Source organism: Streptomyces sp. EDA2-14 (genome assembly GCF_054963755.1).
This window is the reverse complement of the sequence record NZ_JBUEGE010000002.1, coordinates 367526-388006: the sequence shown is the minus strand read 5'-3', so window position 1 is coordinate 388006 and position 20481 is coordinate 367526. Positions and strand designations below refer to the sequence as shown.

Annotated in this window: 22 protein-coding genes and 3 tRNA genes; 8 read left to right on the top strand and 17 right to left on the bottom strand. The window is 70.4% G+C overall.

What is annotated here, in order from left to right; translation table 11 throughout:
* The first annotated feature begins 99 nt into the window (after positions 1–99).
* Entirely contained in the window at positions 100–1122 is a 1023-nt protein-coding gene (locus ACY34M_RS08090; RefSeq protein WP_462716263.1) for an adenosine deaminase, read from the top strand.
* Positions 1123–1162: 40 nt separating this feature from the next.
* Here the strand turns inward: ACY34M_RS08090 and ACY34M_RS08085 are convergent, their stop codons facing one another.
* A complete protein-coding gene (locus ACY34M_RS08085) occupies positions 1163–1768 on the bottom strand; it encodes a TetR/AcrR family transcriptional regulator (protein ID WP_462716264.1) in 606 nt (201 codons plus the stop codon).
* Positions 1769–1876: 108 nt separating this feature from the next.
* Between ACY34M_RS08085 and ACY34M_RS08080 the strand changes: the two genes are divergently transcribed.
* Positions 1877–2509 carry an NAD(P)-dependent oxidoreductase gene (locus tag ACY34M_RS08080; RefSeq protein ID WP_462716265.1) on the top strand — a complete coding sequence of 211 codons (633 nt, stop codon included), beginning with the start codon at positions 1877–1879 and terminating at the stop codon, positions 2507–2509.
* 17 nt (positions 2510–2526) lie between these two features.
* Here the strand turns inward: ACY34M_RS08080 and ACY34M_RS08075 are convergent, their stop codons facing one another.
* The 9 genes from ACY34M_RS08075 to ACY34M_RS08035 form a co-directional block, all read right to left on the bottom strand.
* Positions 2527–3582 carry a UDP-N-acetylmuramate dehydrogenase gene (locus ACY34M_RS08075; protein WP_462716266.1) on the bottom strand — a complete coding sequence of 352 codons (1056 nt, stop codon included), beginning with the start codon at positions 3580–3582 and terminating at the stop codon, positions 2527–2529.
* Positions 3583–3644: 62 nt separating this feature from the next.
* A complete protein-coding gene (locus ACY34M_RS08070; RefSeq protein ID WP_462716267.1) occupies positions 3645–4025 on the bottom strand; it encodes a DUF3291 domain-containing protein in 381 nt (126 codons plus the stop codon).
* Positions 4026–4053: 28 nt separating this feature from the next.
* Complete coding sequence (locus ACY34M_RS08065; protein ID WP_462716268.1) at positions 4054–5490, bottom strand: DHA2 family efflux MFS transporter permease subunit; 1437 nt, start codon at positions 5488–5490, stop codon at positions 4054–4056.
* A gap of 81 nt (positions 5491–5571) precedes the next feature.
* Entirely contained in the window at positions 5572–6126 is a 555-nt protein-coding gene (locus ACY34M_RS08060; protein ID WP_462716269.1) for a TetR/AcrR family transcriptional regulator, read from the bottom strand.
* Positions 6127–6264: 138 nt separating this feature from the next.
* Positions 6265–6693, bottom strand: a complete 429-nt coding sequence (locus ACY34M_RS08055) for a MaoC family dehydratase (RefSeq protein WP_462716270.1) — start codon at positions 6691–6693, stop codon at positions 6265–6267.
* A gap of 5 nt (positions 6694–6698) precedes the next feature.
* The gene (locus tag ACY34M_RS08050) at positions 6699–7151 is read right to left on the bottom strand and encodes an FAS1-like dehydratase domain-containing protein (protein ID WP_462716271.1); all 453 of its coding nucleotides are present in this window, start codon (positions 7149–7151) and stop codon (positions 6699–6701) included.
* 96 nt (positions 7152–7247) lie between these two features.
* Positions 7248–7412, bottom strand: a complete 165-nt coding sequence (gene rpmG, locus ACY34M_RS08045) for a 50S ribosomal protein L33 (protein WP_003948671.1) — start codon at positions 7410–7412, stop codon at positions 7248–7250.
* A 93-nt stretch (positions 7413–7505) separates the two neighbouring features.
* A tRNA-Met gene (locus tag ACY34M_RS08040) sits at positions 7506–7578 on the bottom strand.
* A gap of 34 nt (positions 7579–7612) precedes the next feature.
* A tRNA-Thr gene (locus tag ACY34M_RS08035) sits at positions 7613–7685 on the bottom strand.
* A 261-nt stretch (positions 7686–7946) separates the two neighbouring features.
* Between ACY34M_RS08035 and ACY34M_RS08030 the strand changes: the two genes are divergently transcribed.
* A complete protein-coding gene (locus ACY34M_RS08030; RefSeq protein WP_462716272.1) occupies positions 7947–9197 on the top strand; it encodes an amidohydrolase family protein in 1251 nt (416 codons plus the stop codon).
* A gap of 117 nt (positions 9198–9314) precedes the next feature.
* Positions 9315–9971: an SDR family oxidoreductase gene (locus ACY34M_RS08025; RefSeq protein ID WP_462716273.1), complete on the top strand. Its 657-nt coding sequence runs from the start codon at positions 9315–9317 to the stop codon at positions 9969–9971.
* Between the two features lie 35 nt (positions 9972–10006).
* Here the strand turns inward: ACY34M_RS08025 and ACY34M_RS08020 are convergent, their stop codons facing one another.
* The 3 genes from ACY34M_RS08020 to ACY34M_RS08010 all read right to left on the bottom strand — a co-directional run bounded on the left by ACY34M_RS08020 (position 10007) and on the right by ACY34M_RS08010 (position 12855).
* Positions 10007–10219 (bottom strand): hypothetical protein, encoded by a 213-nt coding sequence (locus ACY34M_RS08020; RefSeq protein WP_462716607.1) that lies wholly within the window; start codon positions 10217–10219, stop codon positions 10007–10009.
* A 120-nt stretch (positions 10220–10339) separates the two neighbouring features.
* Positions 10340–10903 (bottom strand): DUF5825 family protein, encoded by a 564-nt coding sequence (locus tag ACY34M_RS08015; RefSeq protein WP_462716274.1) that lies wholly within the window; start codon positions 10901–10903, stop codon positions 10340–10342.
* Positions 10900–12855, bottom strand: a complete 1956-nt coding sequence (locus ACY34M_RS08010; protein ID WP_462716275.1) for a RiPP maturation radical SAM C-methyltransferase — start codon at positions 12853–12855, stop codon at positions 10900–10902. The genes ACY34M_RS08015 and ACY34M_RS08010 overlap by 4 nt, the downstream gene beginning before the upstream one ends.
* Positions 12856–13123: 268 nt before the next feature.
* Here ACY34M_RS08010 and ACY34M_RS08005 point away from each other — a divergent pair, with 268 nt between their 5' ends.
* Entirely contained in the window at positions 13124–14365 is a 1242-nt protein-coding gene (locus tag ACY34M_RS08005) for an ATP-grasp domain-containing protein (RefSeq protein ID WP_462716276.1), read from the top strand.
* A gap of 50 nt (positions 14366–14415) precedes the next feature.
* The gene (locus ACY34M_RS08000; protein ID WP_462716277.1) at positions 14416–16446 is read left to right on the top strand and encodes a hypothetical protein; all 2031 of its coding nucleotides are present in this window, start codon (positions 14416–14418) and stop codon (positions 16444–16446) included.
* Positions 16447–16574: 128 nt separating this feature from the next.
* Here ACY34M_RS08000 and ACY34M_RS07995 read toward each other — a convergent pair.
* Positions 16575–16656 (bottom strand) — tRNA-Tyr (locus ACY34M_RS07995).
* Between the two features lie 226 nt (positions 16657–16882).
* Between ACY34M_RS07995 and ACY34M_RS07990 the strand changes: the two genes are divergently transcribed.
* Complete coding sequence (locus ACY34M_RS07990; RefSeq protein WP_462716278.1) at positions 16883–17371, top strand: YajQ family cyclic di-GMP-binding protein; 489 nt, start codon at positions 16883–16885, stop codon at positions 17369–17371.
* Between the two features lie 95 nt (positions 17372–17466).
* Here ACY34M_RS07990 and ACY34M_RS07985 read toward each other — a convergent pair whose 3' ends face one another.
* Positions 17467–17739: a GlsB/YeaQ/YmgE family stress response membrane protein gene (locus ACY34M_RS07985; protein WP_327666150.1), complete on the bottom strand. Its 273-nt coding sequence runs from the start codon at positions 17737–17739 to the stop codon at positions 17467–17469.
* Between the two features lie 195 nt (positions 17740–17934).
* On the opposite strand from ACY34M_RS07985, the gene ACY34M_RS07980 reads away from it, so the two are divergent.
* Positions 17935–19194: an APC family permease gene (locus ACY34M_RS07980; protein WP_462716279.1), complete on the top strand. Its 1260-nt coding sequence runs from the start codon at positions 17935–17937 to the stop codon at positions 19192–19194.
* On the opposite strand, the gene ACY34M_RS07975 is transcribed toward ACY34M_RS07980, so the two are convergent.
* Together ACY34M_RS07975 and htpX are read right to left on the bottom strand one after the other, a co-directional pair.
* Positions 19191–19583 (bottom strand): YccF domain-containing protein, encoded by a 393-nt coding sequence (locus ACY34M_RS07975; RefSeq protein WP_462716280.1) that lies wholly within the window; start codon positions 19581–19583, stop codon positions 19191–19193. The two genes, ACY34M_RS07980 and ACY34M_RS07975, sit on opposite strands and share 4 nt — an antisense overlap.
* Positions 19580–20443 carry a zinc metalloprotease HtpX gene (gene htpX / locus ACY34M_RS07970; RefSeq protein WP_462716281.1) on the bottom strand — a complete coding sequence of 288 codons (864 nt, stop codon included), beginning with the start codon at positions 20441–20443 and terminating at the stop codon, positions 19580–19582. Before htpX ends, ACY34M_RS07975 begins: the two co-directional genes overlap by 4 nt.
* Positions 20444–20481: the final 38 nt, after the last annotated feature.

Below are 20481 nucleotides of genomic sequence, written 5' to 3'. Positions count from 1 at the left end.
CCGTCCCCTAAGGGAGACGGCCCGCTTCTTCGTTCGGGCGCGTCCCCAAAGGTGGAAAGGCGCTACCGGTACGACAGGTGTGTACGGCAGGATCTTTGGATGGATCGTGTAGCACGTGACGTACGCCAGTTGCCGAAGGCCCACCTGCATCTGCACTTCACCGGGTCGATGCGGCCCACGACCCTGCTGGAGCTCGCCGACAAGTACGGGGTGCGCCTGCCCGAGGCGCTGACCGGGGCCGAGCCACCGAAGCTGCGGGCGACGGACGAGCGCGGCTGGTTCCGCTTCCAGCGGCTCTACGACGCCGCACGCTCCTGTCTGCGGGAGCCCGAGGACATTCAGCGTCTGGTGCGGGAGGCCGCGGAGGAGGACATCGCGGACGGCGGCGGCTGGCTGGAGATCCAGGTCGACCCGACGTCGTACGCGCCGATGCTGGGCGGTCTCATCCCGGCCCTGGAGGTCATCCTCGACGCCGTCGACAGCGCTTCGCGGGAGACCGGGCTCGGGATGCGGGTCCTCGTCGCCGCCAACCGCATGAAGCATCCGCTGGACGCCCGTACGCTGGCGCGGCTCGCGGTGCGGTACGCGGACCGGGGCATCGTCGGTTTCGGGCTCTCCAACGACGAACGGCGCGGCATGGCGCGGGACTTCGACCGCGCCTTCCACATCGCACGGGAGGGCGGGCTGCTCTCGGCGCCGCACGGGGGCGAGCTGACCGGGCCCTCGTCCGTGCGCGACTGCCTCGACGACCTGGACGCCACCCGGCTCGGCCACGGCGTGCGGGCCGCCGAGGACCCGCGGCTGCTGAAGCGCCTCGCGGACGGGGGCGTCACCTGTGAGGTGTGCCCGGCCTCGAACGTCGCGCTCGGCGTCTACGAGAAGCCCGAGGACGTACCACTGCGCACGCTGTTCGAGGCAGGGGTGCCGATGGCGCTCGGGGCGGACGACCCGCTCCTGTTCGGCTCGCGCCTTGCCGACCAGTACGAGATCGCGCGCCGCCACCACGCCTTCACCGACGCCGAACTGGCCGAGCTCGCACGGCAGTCGGTGCGCGGCTCCGCGGCGCCCGAGGACGTCAAGGTGAAGCTGCTGAGCGGCGTGGACGAGTGGCTGGCCGCCTGACGCTCCGCCTGCCCCGCCGCCCGGTCGGCGGGGCCGCGGCTCAGGCGATCCCGCCCAGCAGCGTGCGCGCGATGTGGGCCGCGAACTCGTCCGTCGGCTGGGGCGGCCTGCCGTCCGGGGACATCTCGTAGGCGAAGGCGCGCTGGGCGCACGCGCCCAGCAGGAGCGAGGCGGCCGCGTAGGTGTCGGCCTCGGCGCTGATGCGGCCCGCCTTCTGCTCGGCCCGCAAGTAGGCGTCGAGTCCCTGGATCGGCTTGTGCGGCCCTGTGCCCAGTTCGCGCAGCACCTCTTCGTGGCGGCGCTTGAGCTTGGGCTCCGCGTACAGGGACGCGGCCATCGGAAACGTCTGCTCATAGAAGAGCGCCGCCTGGTGGGCGATCTCCGTGAGGTTCTGCTCGACCGTGCGGCCGGGGTCCCCTGCGCCCTCTGTCAGAAGCCGCCCGAGCAGGGAGCCGAGCTTCGGGAGGCGCTCGCCCAGCACCGTCACGAAGAGCTCCTCCTTGTTGGCGAAGTACTTGTAGAGCGCCGCTTCGGAGCAGCCCGCCGCCTTGGCGATCTCCTTGGTGGTCGTGCGGGCGAGACCGATGCTCAGCATGAGTTCGTGGGCCGCGTCGACGATGCGGACACGGGCCGGCTTCTGGTCCATGCGGGCTCCAACCAGGCTTGACGCGGGGGTGAGTACTCACTCACTCTAAAGGTGAGGAAAGGTGAGTGAATACTCACCCACCGCGTGATCCACACCTGGAGGTGCGGCATGAAGCTCACGGTTTTCGGTGCCACGGGCGGGGTCGGCCAGGAGCTCGTCGGGCAGGCCCTGGCGGCCGGACACGAGGTCACCGCGGTGGTCCGCGACCCCGCGCGGCTCTCGGTGACCGGCGAGCGCCTGGAGGTGGTGCGCGCCGATCTGAAGGACCCCGAGTCGCTGCGTCCGGCGGTCGCGAGCCGGGACGCCGTGCTGTCCGGTCTGGGCGCCCGCAGGCGCGCGGACGCCGGGGTCGCCACGGAGCTGACGCGCTCGGTCCTGAAGGCGATGGACGCGGAGGGCGTGCGCAGGCTGGTGGTGGTCAGCGCGGCGCCGGTGGGCCCGCTGCCGGAGCACTCACCGCTCTCCGACCGCGTCGCGCGCAGGATCGTCGGCGCGGTCCTGAAGGACGTCTACGTCGACCTGACCGCCATGGAGGCCGAGTTGGCGCGCAGCGCGACGGACTGGACCTCGGTGCGGCCGCCCCGCCTCCAGGACAAGCCACTCACCGGCGCGTACCGCACGGTCGTGGGCAGCTTCCCGCGCGCGGGGCGCTTCCTCGGCCGCGCGGACGTGGCGCACGCGATGCTGGCGGCGGTGGAGGACCCGGCGACGGTGAAGCAGGGGGTCGGGGTCGCCTACTAGGCCGCTCCCCGCGCGGCTCAGAGGCTGACGCCGACCGTCACCGGCTCGTTGACCAGCGTCACCCCGAAAGCGTCCCTGACTCCGGCGACGACCTCGCGGGCGAGCGCGAGCAGGTCTTCCGTGGTGGCCTCGCCGCGGTTGGTCAGGGCGAGCGTGTGCTTGGTGGAGATGCGGGCGGGGCCCGACCCGTAGCCCTTGGTGAAGCCCGCCTTGTCGATGAGCCAGGCCGCGGAGGTCTTGGTGAGCCCCTCCCCCGCGGGGAACGCGGGCGCCTTCGCGTCCGGCCCCAGGCGCTCGACCACGCGCGCGTGGAAGGCCGCGAACTGCTCGTCGTCAAGGATCGGGTTGGTGAAGAACGAGCCCGCCGACCAGGTGTCGTGGTCCTCCGGGTCGAGCACCATGCCCTTGCCGCCGCGCAGCTTCAGGACGGTCTCGCGCGCGAGGGCGGCCGGTACCCGGTCGCCCGCCTCGACGCCGAGGGCGCGCGCGGTCTCGGGGTACTTCAGAGGCGCGCTGAGGCCGCCGGCGTCCTCCAGCTCGAACCGCACGCGCAGCACTACGTAGCGGTCGGGTTCGGCCTTGAAGCGGCTGTGCCGGTACGAGAAGGCGCACTCGGCGTTCGGGATCGTCACGGTCTCGCCGGTCGTGCGGTCGTAGGCGATCACCTCGGTGATCGTGGAGGAGACCTCCTGGCCGTACGCCCCCACGTTCTGGATCGGCGTCGCGCCCGCGGAGCCGGGGATCCCGGCGAGGCACTCGATGCCCGCGAGCCCGGCCTCGACGGTGCGCGCGACGGCGTCCGTCCAGACCTCGCCGGCCGCCAACTCCAGCGTCGTGCCATCAAGTTCGAAGCCCTTGGTGGCGATGCGCAGGGCGGTGCCGGCGAAGCCCTTGTCGCCGATGACGAGGTTGCTGCCGCCGCCGACGATCAGCAGCGGCGTACCGGCGGCGTCTGCCTCGCGCACCGCGTCGACCACCTCGGCGTCGGTGGTCGCGGTGAGCAGCCGGGCGGCGGGCCCGCCGAGCCGGAAGGTGGTCAGGGGGGCGAGAGGGGCTTCGTGGAGTTCCTGCACGCGCTCAAGGGTACGAGAACGGCCCCGCCGCTCGGACGGGGCCGTTGTTGCCGTGGCCGGGCTCACTGGAAGCGCCGCAGCACGTCCTCCCAGCGGAGCGGCAGCTCGTCGGTCGACGCCTCCCAGGTGAGGAAGGTCGAGTCCTTCATCTGCCCGCGCAGGCCCGCGGAGATCGACGAGTGCGGCGCGGTGACCGCGAAGTCACGCAGGGCCTTGGGCGACTCCCAGACGGACAGGGTCCAGAAGGTGCGGCGCAGGGGCGCCGCCTTGAGGGTCGCCCCGTAGGCGCCCGGTGCCCGGCCCACCTGGCGCCAGATGACGGGCGTACGGAAGAAGAACTTCAGGGCGCCCCACAGGGTGCGGGTCTCGAAGCGGGAGGCGAAGACATGGGCCTCCACGCGCGCGGGCGGGGTGTTCGGGGTGGTCCAGGGCAGGGTCGGCACGGCGTTCCTCCCGGATGGGCTTCAGCGGTCAGGCACTTTCCAGGACGGGCTCGGGCTCGGCGTCGCGCACTACGGGTGCGGTGCGGACGGCCCGCGGGATGAACAGGGCGGCGACACCGGCCACGGCGACCGTCGCGGCGCCCACCCACAGGGCGGGCTCGATCCCGTTCACGAAGTGCTGTGCGGTGTCGTAGCCGCCCTGCGCCGAGAAGACCGATGACATGACCGCGACGCCGAGCGCCCCGCCGACCTCCCGCAGCGCGTTGTTGGCACCGGAGGCGATGCCCTGCTCGTGCGGCAGGACGCTGGACATGACCAGGTTGGCGGCCGGGGCGAAGTAGAGGGCCATGCCGACGCCGCTGACGATCAGGGCGGGCAGCTGGGCGGCGTACGAGACGTCGGCGGCGACCACGGCGGCGAACCAGCCGAGTCCGAGAGCCTGGAGGAACAGCCCCGCCGCGACGACGGGCCGGCCGCCGATGCGGTCCGAGAGGATCCCGGCGATCGGCGCGACGAGCATCGGCATGCCGGTCCAGGGCAGCATCCGCAGGCCCGCCTCGGTCGGCGAATAGCCGAGTACGCCTTGCAGGAACTGGCTGAGCAGGAAGATCGAGCCGAACATCCCGAGGAACACCAGCAGGCTCGCGGCGTTGATCCCGGCGAAGGCGCGGGAGCGGAAGAGCCGCATGGGCAGCATGGAGTTCTCGTTGCGGATTCCGTGCCGCACAAACCCGGCGAGCAGCGCCGTGCCCGCGAACAGGCCGGTCAGGACGAGTGTGTCGGTCCACCCGACGACGGGCGCGCGCACCAGTCCGTACACGATGCCGAACAGACCGCCGCTGGCGAGCAGGGTGCCCACGACGTCGAGCCGGGCGCCGGGGCCGTACGACTCCTTCAGGCGGAGCCGGGCGAGCGGCAGCAGGGCGAGGCCCAGCGGAACGTTCAGCCAGAAGATCCAGTGCCACGAGACGTGCTCGGTGAGGCTGCCGCCGATGAGCGGCCCGGCGGCGACCGCGAGCCCGTTGACCGCGCCCCAGATCCCGTACGCCATGCCGCGCTTGGCCGCCGGGACGGCCGCGGTGAGCAGGGTCAGGGTGAGCGGCATCATGATCGCGGCGCCGACGCCCTGCACCGCGCGGGCGGCGATCAGGGCGTCGATGCCGGAGGCCATGGCCGCGGCCGCGGAGGCCCCGGTGAAGACCGTGAGGCCGACCAGGAAGAGCCGCCTGCGTCCGAACCGGTCGCCGAGCGCCGCACCGAACATCAGCAGGACGGCGAAGGTGAGCGTGTAGGCGCTGACCGTCCACTCCAGGTCGTCGAGGGCGCCGCCGAGGTCCTGGCGGATGGACGGCAGGGCCGTGGTGACGACGAGGTTGTCGAGGGCCGCCATGAATCCGGCGACGCTGGTGATGAGGAGGGCCCAGAGGGCTTCCCGTAGCGGTGGTGCCGCCTTCTGCTGTGACATCGCTTCCCCCAGTGATCCTTTGGTTAGTTATTGATGACTAACTTTTGCGGGCACAAAAGCACCCGCGCAGCACACGCACGCTCACTCGGACTTCGGCTCCTCACCGAAGCCGGCCCAGACACGGTGGTCGGGCCGGAAGCCCATCGAGACCAGGACATTGATCAGCATTCCCTCGGCGAGGAACTGCCGCGTCACGCCCGTGTCCGCACCCATGGCCAGATTGGCCACGTCGTACATCTCCGTCCACGCCGCCCGCAGCGACTCACCGAACTCCCGGTCCCCCGCCGCCTCGGCGGCGGCCACGGCGACATAGATCTGCATCTGCATGAGCAGCTTCTCGGGGTCCTCGGTGATGAGCGCGACGTACGCGTCCCCCAGGCAGTGCTCCGCTTCCTTCCCCTCGACGCCCACGGACGCCTGCCGGAACAGCTCGGTGATGTCCTGGCAGCAGCGCTCGGCGGCCGCGAGGAAGATGGCCTGCTTGCCCGGGAAGAGCCGGAAGAGATACGGCTGCGAGACGCCCACACGCTTGGCGATCGCCTCGGTGGACGTGCCGTTGTAGCCGCCGCGGGCGAACTCCGTGATCGCCGCGCGGATGACGCTCTCGCGCCGCTCCTCCGCACTCATCCTGACCATGCGCTGAAGTTAGTGGCCAATCACTATCTACGTCAACCCCGCTGCGGCGGCCCGGAATCACGTAAGGGGCACTCCCCCATGGAGAGCACCCCTTACCTGCGTTACCTGCGACTGGACCCGCGTCTACGTAGACGTCGATCAGACGAGCTGAACGACCGCCCGCGACATCCCGAGCACCTTCTGGCCCGCGCTCGTGGCGGTCAGGTCGACCCGTACGCGGTTGTCGTCGAGCTTGGCCGCGACCTTGGCGCTGACCTCGATCTCGGCACCCTTGTCGTCGTTCGGCACGACGACCGGCTTGGTGAAGCGCACGCCGTACTCGATGACGGCCGCCGGGTCGCCGGCCCAGTCGGTGACGACGCGGACCGCCTCGGCCATCGTGAACATGCCGTGCGCGATCACGTCCGGCAGACCGACCTCGACCGCGAACTTCTCGTTCCAGTGGATCGGGTTGAAGTCACCGGAGGCGCCCGCGTACTGCACGAGCGTGGCGCGCGTCACGGGAAAGGTCTGCGCGGGCAGCTCGGTGCCGACCTCGACGTCGGCGTACTTGATGGTCGTCGCCATGGCGATCAGGCCTCCTCAGCGGCGCGCGAGACGAGCTTGGTCCAGGCGGTCACGACGTGCTCACCGGCCTCGTCGTGCACCTCGCCCCGCACGTCGATGATGTCGTTGCCCGCGAGCGACTTGATGCCCTCGATGGTCGAGGTCACGGTCAGCCGGTCGCCGGCCCGCACCGGACGCGTGTAGGCGAACTTCTGGTCGCCGTGCACGACGCGGCTGTAGTCGAGCCCCAGCTCCGGGTCGTGGATCACCTCACCGGCCGCCTTGAACGTGATGGCAAACACAAAAGTCGGCGGGGCGATCACATCGGGGTGACCGAGCGTCACGGCGGCGGCGCGGTCGACGTACGCGGGATTCGAGTCCCCGACGGCCTCCGCGAACTCACGGATCTTTTCCCGGCCGACCTCGTACGAGGTGGTGGGCGGATAGCTCCGCCCGACGAAGGACTGGTCGAGCGCCATGGCTCGGTACCTCCTGGATGTGTTCTCGATCTGCCTGATCTACGCAACGACACGAGGCCGCCCCCTAATGGGGACGGCCTCGTGTACGAGCCTGATTTATCGCGTTTCGCGGTGCGCGGTGTGCGCGTTGCAACGCGGGCAGTGCTTCTTCATCTCAAGACGGTCCGGGTTGTTACGCCGGTTCTTCTTGGTGATGTAGTTCCGCTCCTTGCACTCCACGCAGGCCAGCGTGATCTTCGGGCGGACGTCGGTGGCAGCCACGTGAGTGCTCCTTGACGAACGGATGGGACAAAAGGTTTAACACATAGAAGAGTAGCCGATCGAAGGACCGACCCCACAATCGGCTACTGTCAGTAGCGGTGACCGGACTTGAACCGGTGACACAGCGATTATGAGCCGCTTGCTCTACCGACTGAGCTACACCGCTGTGATGCAAGCGACGCGAACGACGTCTGCACCAGAGCCCCAATGCGGAATCGAACCGCAGACCTTCTCCTTACCATGGAGACGCTCTACCGACTGAGCTATTGGGGCGAGCGATGAAGACATTACACGGTCGCGCGCCGATCGCCCAAATCCGTTTCGCGCCCCTGTCCGCCGGGAACGATGCGGCCTTCTCACGACAGGCCCGTACGCCTCTCGGACCCCATCAGTACGACTATTTCGGCGGTCCTCGAAGCGCCCCTGTCACGGTCCTAGGCTCGACCCACCCTGCGTGATCTTGTTCCGCGTGATCCGCCTGCGGGCGGTCCGCCCCCACGCGATCCGCGTCCCCGCCGAGCCCTCAGGAGCGCGATGCCCCACAGCCCGTCCCAGCAGCCACCGTCCCCCGGACTGCCCGAGGGCTCCGGACTGCTGCTGAGCGGCGCCCGGCTCACCGACGGCAGGGCCGTGGACGTGCGGCTCGACGGCGGACGCATCGAGGCGGTCGGCACGGCCGGCAGCCTCACCGCGCACGGCACGCGCATCGACCTCACCGGCTGCCTGCTGCTCCCGGCCCCCGTCGAGGCGCACGCGCACGGCGACACGGCCCTGTCGGCCGACGGCGAGGGCCCGGTCCCGTACGACCCGGAGGAGGTCCAGCGCCGGGCCACCGAGAGCTCCCTGCTGCAGCTCGGCCACGGGGCCACCGCGCTGCGCTCCCATGTGCGCATCGGCGACATGGAGGGACTCGCTTCGATGGAGGCGGTCCTCCAGGCGCGGCGTTCGCTGGTGGGGCTCGCGGATCTGCGCACGGTGGCGATGCCCCGGCTGCTGACCGGGCTCGCCGGGGCCGACGGGCTCGCCATGCTGCGGGACGCCGTGAAGATGGGCGCCTCCGTAGTGGGCGGCTGCCCGGACCTGGACCCCGATCCGACGGGGTACGTGGAGGCGGTGCTCGGGGTCGCGGCCGAGCACGGATGCCCGGTCGACCTGCACACGGACGGGGCCGACGCGGCGCGGCTCGGGCGGCTCGCGGCGGCGGTCGGCGGGCTGCGCACGGGCGTCACCGTCGGACCGCTGGGCGGGCTCTCCCGGCTGCCCGAGGAGGCGGCGCGGTCGGCAGCGGACCGGCTCGCGGCCGCCGGGGTGACGGTGACGTGCCTGCCGCAGGGCGGGTGCGCGGGCGTGGACGACCGGGCCGTCGCGCCGGTGCGGCTGCTGCGGGCGGCCGGGGTGCCGGTCGCCGCGGGCAGTGGGGCGCTGCGCGACGTGTCGAACCCCGTGGGGCGCGGCGATCCGCTGGAGGCCGCCTACTTGTTGGCCTCGCGCTACGGGATGCGCGCGGAGGACGCCTACGAAGCGGTGAGTTCGACGGCCAGGGCGGCACTCGGACTGCCGGAGGTGCGCGTCGAGGCGGGGTTCCCCGCGGAGCTGCTCGCCGTGCGGGGCGACCGGCTCGCGGGCGCGCTCTCCCTCGCGTACAGCCGGATCGTCGTGCATCGGGGGCGCATCGTGGCGCGGACCAGTGCCGTGCGGGAGTACTGCGACTCGGCCGCCGCCGTCGCGCTCGATCTGCCGCGGCAGGGGCGGGCTGCCAAGTACGGGGGCGGCGGGCCCGCTTGAGCGAGCGGGTCGCTTGAGCGAGCGGATCGCTTGAGCGAGCGGATCGAACGGGTGGGCGGAGCCGGGGCACGCTTGGTTGCACTGTGAACCGTCCGTCTCGGGCGTACCGTCGAAGACATGCGCATTGTCATCGCTGGGGGTCATGGTCAGATCGCGCTGCGGCTCGAGCGCTTGCTCTCCGCGCGCGGGGACGAAGTGGCGGGAATCATCCGCAGGTCGGAGCAGGGTGACGCCCTGCGGTCCGCCGGTGCGGAACCCGTTCTGTGCGACCTGGAGTCGGCGTCCGTGGAGGAGGTCGCGGCGCATCTGCAGGGTGCGGACGCGGCGGTCTTCGCGGCGGGCGCGGGTCCGGGCAGCGACGCCGGCCGCAAGGACACCGTGGACCGGGACGCCGCCGTGCTGTTCGCGGACGCCGCGGAGCGGGCCAAGGTGCGCCGCTACATCGTGGTGTCGTCGATGGCGGCGGACGCCGCGCACCAGGGCGACGACGTCTTCGACGTGTATCTGCGGGCCAAGGGCGCGGCCGACGACGACGTACGGCGCCGTACCGCACTCGACTGGACGATCCTGCGGCCCGGTCAGCTGACGAACGACGCGGGCAACGGGCTCGTCCGCCTGGAGGCGTCCACCGGGCGCGGGCCGGTGCCGCGCGACGACGTGGCGGCCGTCCTCGCGGAGCTGGTGGACACGCCGGCCACGGCGGGGCTGACGCTGGAGCTGATCTCCGGCTCCACGCCGGTCACGGTGGCGGTGAAGTCGGTAGCGGGCAACTGAGCCGCGTACTCCTTCGAGCGGCTCGCGCGTACGCCTCAGAACAGCGGCAGCTGGCCCGGCACGTGCGGGACTGCGTATCCGTCCAGCGCGTCCTGCACGGCGCCGAGCTGGGCGGGGCGGCGGGAGCCGGGGCAGGAGATCAGCTCTCCCGCGGCGTGGTTGCCGGGCGGATCGTGACGGGCGAAGCGGCCCGCCACGACCGCGATCTCGCGGCGGCATTCGGGACAGTGTCGGCGGCGGGATGTCATCGGCATGGGTTCAGTCTGCGTCGTGATCGTCACGGGCACACGGTGAAACCCCCTCAGGAAGGACCCTGAGGGGGTTTCTTGCGCCGTGACCGCGGCTGGGCCCGCGCCTGCGACGCGGCGTCAGATCCCCATGCACGGCACGGGCCAGCGGCGCATGCGCGGGGGCAGCGTCACCGCCCAGCCGTCCACGATCAGCGCGAGCCCTTCGTCCGCCAGGTGGCGGGCCGCCTCCTGGTGCGCGGGGGCGAGCGTGTCGAGCCGTGCGGCGTCGCCGAGCGTGTCGAAGGCGGCGAGCAGGTCGGGGTGGTCGAGCGTGAACCGCGCCGAGGCGGGGCGCTCCCTGCGGTCCATGACGGTGACGAATCCCGGGCCCCGGCGGTGGTAGAGCATTCCGTAGGCGTGTTCGGCGCGCCAGGTGGTCAACTCGTCCGGTTCGTCGGCGTGTTGGGCCGGGGGCGGGAGATGGTGGAGGGTGCGGAGGTCATACGTATGACGGTCGGCCGTGTCCGCCTCCCAGTGGGTGCGCAGCCCCGACGCCTGGCACTCGCGCAGGAACTGGACGGCCCGAGTGGTGGCGCGGCCGTCGCCGTGCAGGGGCAGCGGTTCGGTCACGCGGACGCGGGTGCCGATGACGCGGTGCGGGACGAGGGCGGGGAGTGCGGGGCGGCCCGGGGGCGCGGTCATGCGGGGGCCTCGGGGCCGGAAGGGGGCTGAGGGGGCTGGGAGGTCTGGGGGGTCTGCGGGGTCTGGGGGGTCTGCGGGGTCTGGAGGTTCTGAGGGGTCTGGTCGACGCGGATCGGCGCCGTGCGGGTGGGCAGCGACACATAGGTCCCGGCGTCGCGGAACAGCAGGCCGAACGTGACGGCCTGCGCGACCCACTCCCCCACCTCCTCGGCCGCGATGTCGTGTCCGGCGGCGGCGAGTTTGCGGTGCAGGGCGGCTTCCCCGGCGCCTTCCTCCAGGATGCGCAGGGCGGCCGCCTCCCAGCCGTTGAACCAGTAGGTGCGGCGCGGCCAGCCCTCGCGGCGGTCCCGTACGAGAAGCGTGTTCTCGTCCTCGCCCGCCTGCTCCATGACGAGGGTCGACGTGGCGTGCTGCGCGCGCCATTGGGCCACGGCCCGCTGCAGCCGGTCCTCCGTGTCGCCGCCGATGCCGGCGTCCTCGGTGTCGAACAGGTAGACCAGCTCGGCGAGTTCGGCCTCGGGCAGCTCGTAGACGTGCTGGTACATGTCGGCGGGGCGCCGCTTGCCGAAGCCCAGGGCGGGGTCGGTGAAGTGCGGGCTGAAGCGCTCCAACTGGATGCGGAAGGCGCCGCTCGGCGGCTGGAGGTGCACGAGGGCGGGCATCTGGTCGAGCACGCGCGCGTAGTCGCGCACCGTCTCGCCGGGGAACCCGTAGAGGTAGTTCCAGGTGCAGGTGATCTCGTGGTTGTCGAACTCGCGCAGGGTGCGGATGTTGCGGGCCCCGGTGACGCCCTTGTCCATCAGGTCGAGGACACGGTTGCTGAGGCTTTCGATGCCGGGCTGGATCAGCACGACGCCCGCGGCGGCGAGCCCGGCGATCTGCTCCCGGTTGAGGTTGGACTTCACCTCGTAGTGGATCCGCAGGTCCCAGTCGCTCTCGGCGGCGAGCGGCAGGAAGTCCTTGAAGTACGCCATGTCGATGATGTTGTCGACGGTGACGATGTCGAGGATGCGGTGCCGGCGCACGAGGCGCTCGATCTCGCTCCACAGCCGCTCGCCGGGCTTGGCGCGGAACGCCATGGCGCTGCCGTTCAGGCCGCAGAAGGTGCAGTGGTGCTTCTCGCCCCACCAGCAGCCGCGGGCCCCTTCGACGACCAGCTTCGGATACACGTGTTCGAGGACGGGTGATGCCTCGATCTCCGCCTGCCACTGGTCGTAATCGGGCGACGGTATGTGGGCCGGGGCCACGGTGCGGGGCGATGCGGTGTTGGCCCGGGAGACGCCGCCGTCCCACCAGCACAGCCCCGGTACGTCGTCGGGGGGCGTGCCCGCGTCCAGGTGGGCGAGGAGGGCCGGGAAGGCGTACTCGCCCTCGCCGCGCACGACATGGTCCACGTAGGGGTGGTTGCGGTGCAGGGCGTGGCCCATGGGTCCTTCGCAGTTGCTGCCGCCGAAGACGACGGTCAGCCGCGGGCGGCGGCGCTTGAGTTCCCTGGCGAGGGCGAGGGACGGCACGTTCTGCATGAACGTACTGGTGAACCCGACGACCTCGGGCTCGTGCGCCAGCACCTCGGCCGCGCAGCGCTCGATGTACGCGGTGGCGTGGCGCCGCATCTCGAAGGCCGTGTCGATGGTGTCGGCGCGCACCCCCCGCTCGTCCGCGTACGACCGCAGCCGTGCGGCGCCCCAGTCCTCGTCGTCGTAGAGGACTCCGGAGAACACCCAGTCGCCGATCCCGTGGAAGATCGAGTCGCTGCCGATCGCCTCGTACTCGGCGGGGCCGAGGCGACCGCCGGAGCGTTCGAGCAGCAGTTCCGCCCAGCGCAGCGAGCCGTGGAACTCGCGCACCTCGTCGTCCGGTCGGACCTCGCGCAGCAGTTGGTGCAGCAGGCCCACCTGGAGGGAGGGCAGGTCGATGGGGTGCCAGGGCATGGTCACCAGCTCCACGCGCATGCCGCCCCGCCTCTTCTTGCCGCTGCCCACCCCTCGAACCCCGGACCCGAACACGCCCGGCTCACAAGGCGGCTCACCTTATGGGCGTCCCCACCGCCGCACAAGGCCGTACGGGCGTTCGCACGGCGGCACGCGTCCGCGCCGAGGTGTCCGTGAGCGGGAGTGAGGTGCCTGTGGTCGGGAAGGAGCAGCTTGCGCGGCAGCTCGCCGGGCACGGTCGTGCCAGTCACGCCGTCCAAGAGCGCACACGCCGAAGGAGAAACGGCCTATGACACAGGGCGAACCGGCCACAAAGAACCCGGACAAGGGCTACGTAGCGCTACTTGGCTGGAGTCTCAATGCGGTGGAAGCCCTAGACCGATTCGACCGGCGATACGTCGTCGTGGCCCCGGAATGGGCCGAAAAATACTGCGTGGAACACAACATCCCCTACGTTCCATGGAATTTCGAGCGGCTCAACGACCGCTCCTTGGAGATCGCCGAGACTCTTCAGGAGAAGGGTGTCGACGTCGCGATCCCGCTGTACGAGGAAACGGTCGAATGGGCGGGGGCGATCAATTCCGTCCTGCTGGGCAACCCGCGCCTGTACGGTCAGGCCATGCTGCTGCGGGACAAGGCACTGATGAAGCGCCGCGCACAGCTCGGCGGCATCCGGGTCGGCATCTTCGAGGAGGCGCACGACAGGGACGATGTGATCCGCTTCCTCAAGCGGGTCAACCAGACCCTGCTCAAGCTGGACGGCGACCCGAACGACCCGATCCATCTCAAGGCGTTCGACAAGGCAGGGTGCCTCGGGCACCGCGTCATCCGGACCCCGGACGAGATCGACATGATTCCGGAAGAGGAATTTCCGGTTCTCATGGAATCCCACCTCGACGGCTGGGAGTTCGCGGTCGAGGCGTGGGTGCACAACGGGAAGATCAAATTCCTCAACATCTCCGAGTACGTCACGCTGGGATACTCGGTGTTCGTTCCGGCGACCCCGGAGCTGGAGCGGTACCGCCCACAGATCACGGCTCAGATCGAGAAACTGATCAAGACGTTCGACATCGATTTCGGCTTCGTGCACCCGGAGTATTTCGTCACCAGTGACGGCGAGATGTACTTCGGCGAAGTCGCCTACCGGCCACCGGGCTTCAAGGTGTTCGAACTCCTGGAGCGCGCTTACGGGTTCAATGCCTATCAGGCGCTGGTGCTGGCCTTCGACCCGAAGACGACCGAGGAGGAGATCGACGCCTTCTTCCCGCGTGAGGTCATCGACGCGTCCGGGGTGGCCGGCTGCTTCGGGGTCTACCCGCGCCGGCGCGTCGTCAGCGAACTGCACATCCCGGAGGAGACCGAGGACGACGACTACTACGAGTCCCACGACCTCTCGACACCGCTCGAGGAGACCGTCACCAAGAGGACCGCGTTCGGAACCCACTGGGGCCTGGTGTACTTCTTCGGTGAAGACCCCTACCGAATGCGCGAGTTGTTGAAGAAGCAGGAAGAGCTCGACTTCTACGTCTGACGGTCACCCGACGATCCGTGGACGCAGAAGGCCAAACCGAGGGAAAGCCTTTGAAACCGACCGTCGACGTCAACGGCGGGGCCACGACGCTGGACAAGCGCGTGGCCTCGCTCGACGACGCCATCCATGCCATGGCCGAAACCCGCGACTTCGGCAAGCACACGAAGCTGCGGCGGGTCCTGGAAGCCCTGCGGCGGGTCCTCATGCAGCCGGGCGGCGCCGCGGCGGTCCAGGCCAGGGCGCAGGCCCTTGAGGAAGCCGGGCTTTTTCTGGATACGGACTGGGCGTCCCCGGAGATCCTCGTCCCCTCGCTGGTGGGCCCGAGCCTGCACAGCGGGGACGCGGACACCGTCGTCATGGAGGCGACGAGCGAGCTGCGGATGCTCTCCGTCGCCCGCGGCGACTTCGCGCACCCGACGCTGCCCGCCGAGGACGCACGCCAGTTCCTGTCCCACGTGCTGGCGACCAACCTGGAACTGCTGTTCACCCCGCCCACCGAGGCGGAGCGGGTCCAGCAGGGCAGGACCGCGCAGCTCATCCGCGACCTGTTCCGTCACCTCGCCGACGAGATCGGGTACGACAGCGTCCTGGACAACCTGGTCGACGAGATCTGGCGGATCCTGCGCCAGCGTCCGATCCAGGTCGAGACGGTGCAGGCCCTGATCACCCGGATCGCGATCCACCGCAACGACCCGGACGTCGCGCTCGGCGTGACGTCGGGGCAGGGCGTCGACCGGCTCATCACCAGCCTGTTCGGGACCACCGAGGCGTGCCGCGAGGACCCGGGCATCGAGGTGTTCCGCTCCCGGCTGGAGGCGATGGACGCCGGCGGCCTGCAGTACGAGGCGACGGGGTTCGCGCGGGCGATGCACGACACCGGCCTGGTCTCGCCGTACCACGCGGAGCTGCTCAGGTTCCTGCTGCGCGAGAGCGACTATCTCCTCGGTGAGGCGCTCGGACTGTCCGACACCGGCCGCAACTGCCTGCTGCGCTTCAGCGAGCTGGTGCACCGGCTGATCGAGGTGGCCGTGCACCCGCAGACCGCGCAGAGCGTCTACGGGCTGGCGCTGCTGCTCGACCGCGGCATCCTCTACGAGCCTCCGGTGGTGCCCGCGCTGTGGCGCCAGCTGTCGCTCGAGCTCTCGCCTGTCGCGCTGGAGCGGTTGACCTCGGTCTTCGGCGACGAGCCGGGGCCGCAGGCGCGACTGGTGGCCGGGGTGCTCTCGATGCTGGGCCAGCCGCTCGGCGTCGGCCAGGGCGACAACCCCACCTGCCAGTCGGCCCGCGCGCTGTCGATGTGGGCCTACAACGACCCGGACTACCTGCTGCAAGTGGTGGTGTGGGCGGCCCGCGACGACGAGGTGCTGATGCACTTCGAAGGGCAGCCGATCTCGTCGAAGGAGAGTGCGGGCGGCGTCGCCACCACGCTGCCGATCGACCTGGACCCCGTGTCGCTGCTCGTGGTCCCCCATCTGGACCGGATCTACGCCGAGATGGGGCGGCGCTGCGTCGAGCGGCAGGGGGATCCGCACCGGTGGATCAACCCCGAGTTCCACGGCTGGTGGGCCTGCCGCGGGTTCCACATCAACGTCGACGTCGCGACGGGCAACCTGGTGGACCTCGACGACTTCCTGCGGCAGTTCCACGCCAGCTACCACCCGCTCTACAACGGCGAGCAGCCGCTGATCCATCCGCAGCCGGCGGGCGTCGCCGTCACCGACAGCGCCGCCCGGTACGTCGGCTGGCACGCGATCACGATCCTGCGGGCCGCGCCGGACCCGCAGGACGTCATGCGGGTGTACTTCTTCAACCCGAACAACGACAGCGGCCAGGACTGGGGCGACGGCGTGGTCGTCTCCACCGCGGGCAACGGCGAGCGCTTCGGCGAGGCCTCGCTCCCCTTCGACCAGTTCGCCTCGCGCCTCTACATCTTCCACGCCGACCCGCTCGAACACGGCGAACCGGAGCGGGTGCCGGCCGAGGACATCACGCGGATCATCGGCTACATAGAACGCAGCTGGGGCAACGACCGGCTGCCCGCGGGGACCCTGCAGGCCGCCGAGGGGCCGACGATCCAGTGACGCGCCGACGCGGATCCGGAGTGAGGTAGGTCACTCGTGTTCGGGTGCGGTCGCAAGACCGCCCCCGAACACGACGAAGCCCCCTCCGCACTGCGTTTCCGCAGTTCAGAGGGGGCTTCCCCCAAGTGTGGCGGCGCCAGGATTCGAACCTGGGAAGGCTGAGCCGGCAGATTTACAGTCTGCTCCCTTTGGCCGCTCGGGCACACCGCCTTGGGTTCGCTGCCTCGGGCCCCGCTTGTGGGCGGTGCTCGCTGGCAACGACGTAAACAATACCTGATGCACAGGGGTGCTTCGCCACCCGATAGATCGGCGGCCGTACGTACCGCGGTGGCTAGGCTTTGCACACGGTGCGGCTGCCCCGACGCGCAGCCCGAGCAGAACCCGGTCGGACCCCGACCAGTACCCGATCCACCCCCGATACAAGGAGCCACAGGACATGGCCGACTCCAGTTTCGACATCGTCTCGAAGGTCGAGCGGCAGGAGGTCGACAACGCCCTCAACCAGGCCGCCAAGGAGATCTCGCAGCGCTACGACTTCAAGAACGTGGGCGCCTCCATCTCCTGGTCCGGCGAGAAGATTCTGATGGAGGCCAACGGCGAGGAGCGGGTCAAGGCCATCCTCGACATCTTCCAGACCAAGCTGGTCAAGCGCGGGATCTCGCTGAAGTCGCTGGACGCGGGCGAGCCGCAGCTCTCCGGCAAGGAGTACAAGATCTTCGCCTCCATCGAGGAGGGCATCTCCCAGGAGAACGCCAAGAAGGTCGCGAAGACGATCCGCGACGAGGGCCCGAAGGGCGTCAAGGCGCAGGTGCAGGGCGACGAGCTGCGCGTCAGCTCGAAGAGCCGTGACGACCTTCAGACGGTCCAGCAGTTGCTCAAGGGCAAGGACTTCGACTTCGCGCTGCAGTTCGTGAACTACCGGTAGAGAACCGGCAGGACGAGGAGAACCGCGTCCTTGCGCGGACAGAGGAAAGGGGCGGCACCCGACGGGTGCCGCCCCTTCTTGCTGCCGGCTGCAGCTCAGCGGCGACTGCGCGAGTCGCCGAAGAAGATGCGGTAGGCGATCAGGAGGACGAGGGCGCCGCCGATCGCGGCGATCCACGTGGCCCCGTCGTAGAAGTCGGTGGAGATGGGGCGGTCCAGCCAACGGGACGATATCCAGCCGCCGATGAAGGAGCCCGCGACTCCGATGAGCGTGGTGCCGATCAAGCCGCCCGGATCCCGGCCCGGCAGCAGGAACTTGGCGATGGCACCAGCCAGCAGCCCAAGGATGATCCAGCCGATGATGCCCATGCCGCGTTCTGCCCTTCTGTAGTGCCTGTGGCGCCTGTCGTGCCTGTAGTGCCTGTGGCGCTGTGGCGCCTGTATGCCGTGCTGCGGCGCCTTGTTGCTCGGTGCTGCTTGTTGCCGGTCGTTGCTCTGACCTGCTGCCCAGAAGGACGACGGGTAGGCATCGCGTGGTTGCACGAGCCCTCTAGGGTGCGGCACATGACACAGTCGCAGGCTCCCCTTCGTAGGGCACTGGGTGTGCGTGACGCCGTGGTCGTCGGGCTCGGATCGATGATCGGGGCGGGCGTGTTCGCGGCGCTCGGGCCCGCGGCACGGGCGGCCGGTACAGGCGTGCTGTACGCGCTGGTGGTGGCGGCAGTGGTGGCCTACTGCAACGCGATGTCGTCGGCGCGGCTCGCGGCCCTGTATCCCGTTTCCGGTGGCACGTACGTGTACGGGCGGGAGCGGCTCGGGCCCTTCTGGGGGTATCTGGCGGGCTGGGCGTTCGTGGTCGGCAAGTCGGCCTCGTGCGCGGCGATGGCGCTGACCGTGGGGACGTACGTGTGGCCGGGGCAGGCGCACGCGGTGGCGGTCGCGGCCGTGGTGGCGCTGACCGCCGTGAACTGCTTCGGGGTGCAGAAGTCGGCCTGGCTGACGCGGGTCGTCGTCGTGGTGGTGCTCGCCGTCCTGGCGGCCGTCGTGGCGGCGTGTGCGGGCTCGGGCGCCGCCGAGGGTGCCCGGCTCGCCCCCGGGCTCTCCGAGGGCGTGAGCGGCGTGCTGAGCGGCGCCGGGCTGCTGTTCTTCGCGTTCGCCGGGTACGCGCGCGTGGCGACGCTCGGCGAGGAGGTGCGGGATCCGGCGCGCACCATTCCGCGGGCCGTCCCCGTGGCGCTCGGGATCACGCTGGTCGTGTACGCGGCCGTGGGCGCCGCCGCCGTCGCCGTGCTCGGCGTGGACGGGCTCGCGCGGGCCTCGGCGCCGCTGGCGGACGCCGTACGGGCCGCGGGCGGCGAGGGGCTCGTGCCGGTGGTGCGGGCGGGCGCGGCGGTGGCGGCGCTCGGTTCGCTGCTGGCGCTGATCCTGGGTGTGTCCCGGACGACGCTCGCGATGGCACGGGACCGGCATCTGCCGGGCGCCCTGGCGGCCGTGCACCCGCGCTTCCAGGTGCCGCGGCGGGCCGAGCTGACGGTGGGGGCCGTGGTGGCCGTCGTGGCGGCTCTCGGGGACGTGCGCGGGGCGATCGGGTTCTCGTCGTTCGGCGTGCTGGTGTACTACGCGATCGCCAATGCCTCGGCGTGGACGCTGAGTTCCGCGGTACGCGCGCGGGTGCTGCCGGCCCTCGGGGCCGCGGGGTGCCTGGCGCTGGCGTGCTCGCTGCCCGTGTCGTCCGTGGCGACGGGGGCGGCTGTCGTCGCCCTGGGGGCGCTGGCCTACGCGGTGCGGCTACGCGCGCGTGGTGGCGGAGGCGGCGCGGCCTAGCGCGCTGCGAACGGCTGGTCCGTGGGCACGATTTCGCGGCCGAGCGGCAGCAACGAGACCGGGATCATCTTGAAGTTGGCGATGCCGAACGGGATCCCGATGATCGTCACGCACAGGGCGAGGCCCGTGACGATGTGTGCGAGGGCCAGCCACCAGCCCGCGAGGATCAGCCACAGGACGTTGCCGACGCAGGAGGGCGCGCCCGCGTCCCTGCGCTCGACCGTCGTCTTCCCGAAGGGCCACAGGGCGTAGACACCGATCCTGAAGGCGGCGATGCCGAACGGGATCCCGATGATGGTGATGCACAGCAGAAGCCCGGCCGCAAGGTAGCCGAGGAACAGCCAGAAGCCGCTCAGGACCAGCCATATGAGGTTCAGGATTGTCTTCACTGTTGGCGACCTGCCATCTGTTCGAGCCGGGAAATACGGTCCGCCATCGGCGGGTGCGTGGAGAACATCTTCGACATTCCCTGGCCGGGACGGAAGGGGTTCGCGATCATCATGTGGCTCGCCGTCTCGATGCGCGGCTCGGGCGGCAGGGGCAGCTGCTTCGTCCCCGCGTCGAGCTTGCGCAGCGCACTCGCCAGGGCCAGCGGATCGCCGGTCAGCTGGGCACCCGAGGCGTCGGCCTCGTACTCGCGGGAGCGGCTGATGGCGAGCTGGATCAGGGACGCGGCGAGCGGTCCCAGGATCATGATCAGGAGCATCCCGAAGATGCCGGGTCCCTCGTCGTCGTTCGAGCGGCCGACCGGGATCAGCCACGCGAAGTTGACCAGGAACATGATCACGGAGGCGAGGGCGCCGGCGACCGAGGAGATCAGGATGTCGCGGTTGTAGACGTGGCTGAGCTCGTGCCCGATGACACCACGGAGCTCGCGCTCGTCCAGGATGCGCAGGATTCCCTCGGTGCAGCACACCGCGGCGTTGCGCGGATTGCGGCCCGTCGCGAACGCGTTCGGCGCCTCCGTGGGAGAGATGTACAGGCGCGGCATGGGCTGACGCGCCTGCGTGGAGAGCTCGCGCACCATCCGGTACAGCGCGGGCGCCTCGAATTCGCTCACCGGGCGGGCACGCATCGCGCGCAGGGCCAGCTTGTCGCTGTTCCAGTACGCGTACGCGTTCGTCCCCAGGGCGATGACGAGCCCGATGAGGAGCCCCGTACGGCCGAAGAAGCTTCCGATGACGAGAATGAGGGCGGACAGGCCCCCGAGGAGTACGGCGGTCTTCAACCCGTTGTGCCGGCGGTGCACGGTACGTCCTCCTGATGGTGCGGCAGGGGAACCCACTG

Coding starts and splice junctions, on each gene's coding strand:
- ACY34M_RS08090 (WP_462716263.1), top strand. CDS start 100: ATGGATCGTGTAGCACGTGACGTACGCCAGTTGCCGAAGGCCCACCTG.
- ACY34M_RS08025 (WP_462716273.1), top strand. CDS start 9,315: ATGCGCATTGTCATCGCTGGGGGTCATGGTCAGATCGCGCTGCGGCTC.
- ACY34M_RS07990 (WP_462716278.1), top strand. CDS start 16,883: ATGGCCGACTCCAGTTTCGACATCGTCTCGAAGGTCGAGCGGCAGGAG.
- ACY34M_RS08020 (WP_462716607.1), bottom strand. CDS start 10,219: ATGACATCCCGCCGCCGACACTGTCCCGAATGCCGCCGCGAGATCGCG.
- ACY34M_RS08030 (WP_462716272.1), top strand. CDS start 7,947: ATGCCCCACAGCCCGTCCCAGCAGCCACCGTCCCCCGGACTGCCCGAG.
- ACY34M_RS08080 (WP_462716265.1), top strand. CDS start 1,877: ATGAAGCTCACGGTTTTCGGTGCCACGGGCGGGGTCGGCCAGGAGCTC.
- ACY34M_RS08010 (WP_462716275.1), bottom strand. CDS start 12,855: ATGCGCGTGGAGCTGGTGACCATGCCCTGGCACCCCATCGACCTGCCC.
- ACY34M_RS08005 (WP_462716276.1), top strand. CDS start 13,124: ATGACACAGGGCGAACCGGCCACAAAGAACCCGGACAAGGGCTACGTA.
- ACY34M_RS08065 (WP_462716268.1), bottom strand. CDS start 5,490: ATGTCACAGCAGAAGGCGGCACCACCGCTACGGGAAGCCCTCTGGGCC.
- ACY34M_RS07985 (WP_327666150.1), bottom strand. CDS start 17,739: ATGGGCATCATCGGCTGGATCATCCTTGGGCTGCTGGCTGGTGCCATC.
- ACY34M_RS08050 (WP_462716271.1), bottom strand. CDS start 7,151: ATGGCGCTCGACCAGTCCTTCGTCGGGCGGAGCTATCCGCCCACCACC.
- ACY34M_RS08015 (WP_462716274.1), bottom strand. CDS start 10,903: ATGACCGCGCCCCCGGGCCGCCCCGCACTCCCCGCCCTCGTCCCGCAC.
- ACY34M_RS08060 (WP_462716269.1), bottom strand. CDS start 6,126: ATGGTCAGGATGAGTGCGGAGGAGCGGCGCGAGAGCGTCATCCGCGCG.
- ACY34M_RS08055 (WP_462716270.1), bottom strand. CDS start 6,693: ATGGCGACGACCATCAAGTACGCCGACGTCGAGGTCGGCACCGAGCTG.
- ACY34M_RS08085 (WP_462716264.1), bottom strand. CDS start 1,768: ATGGACCAGAAGCCGGCCCGTGTCCGCATCGTCGACGCGGCCCACGAA.
- ACY34M_RS07980 (WP_462716279.1), top strand. CDS start 17,935: ATGACACAGTCGCAGGCTCCCCTTCGTAGGGCACTGGGTGTGCGTGAC.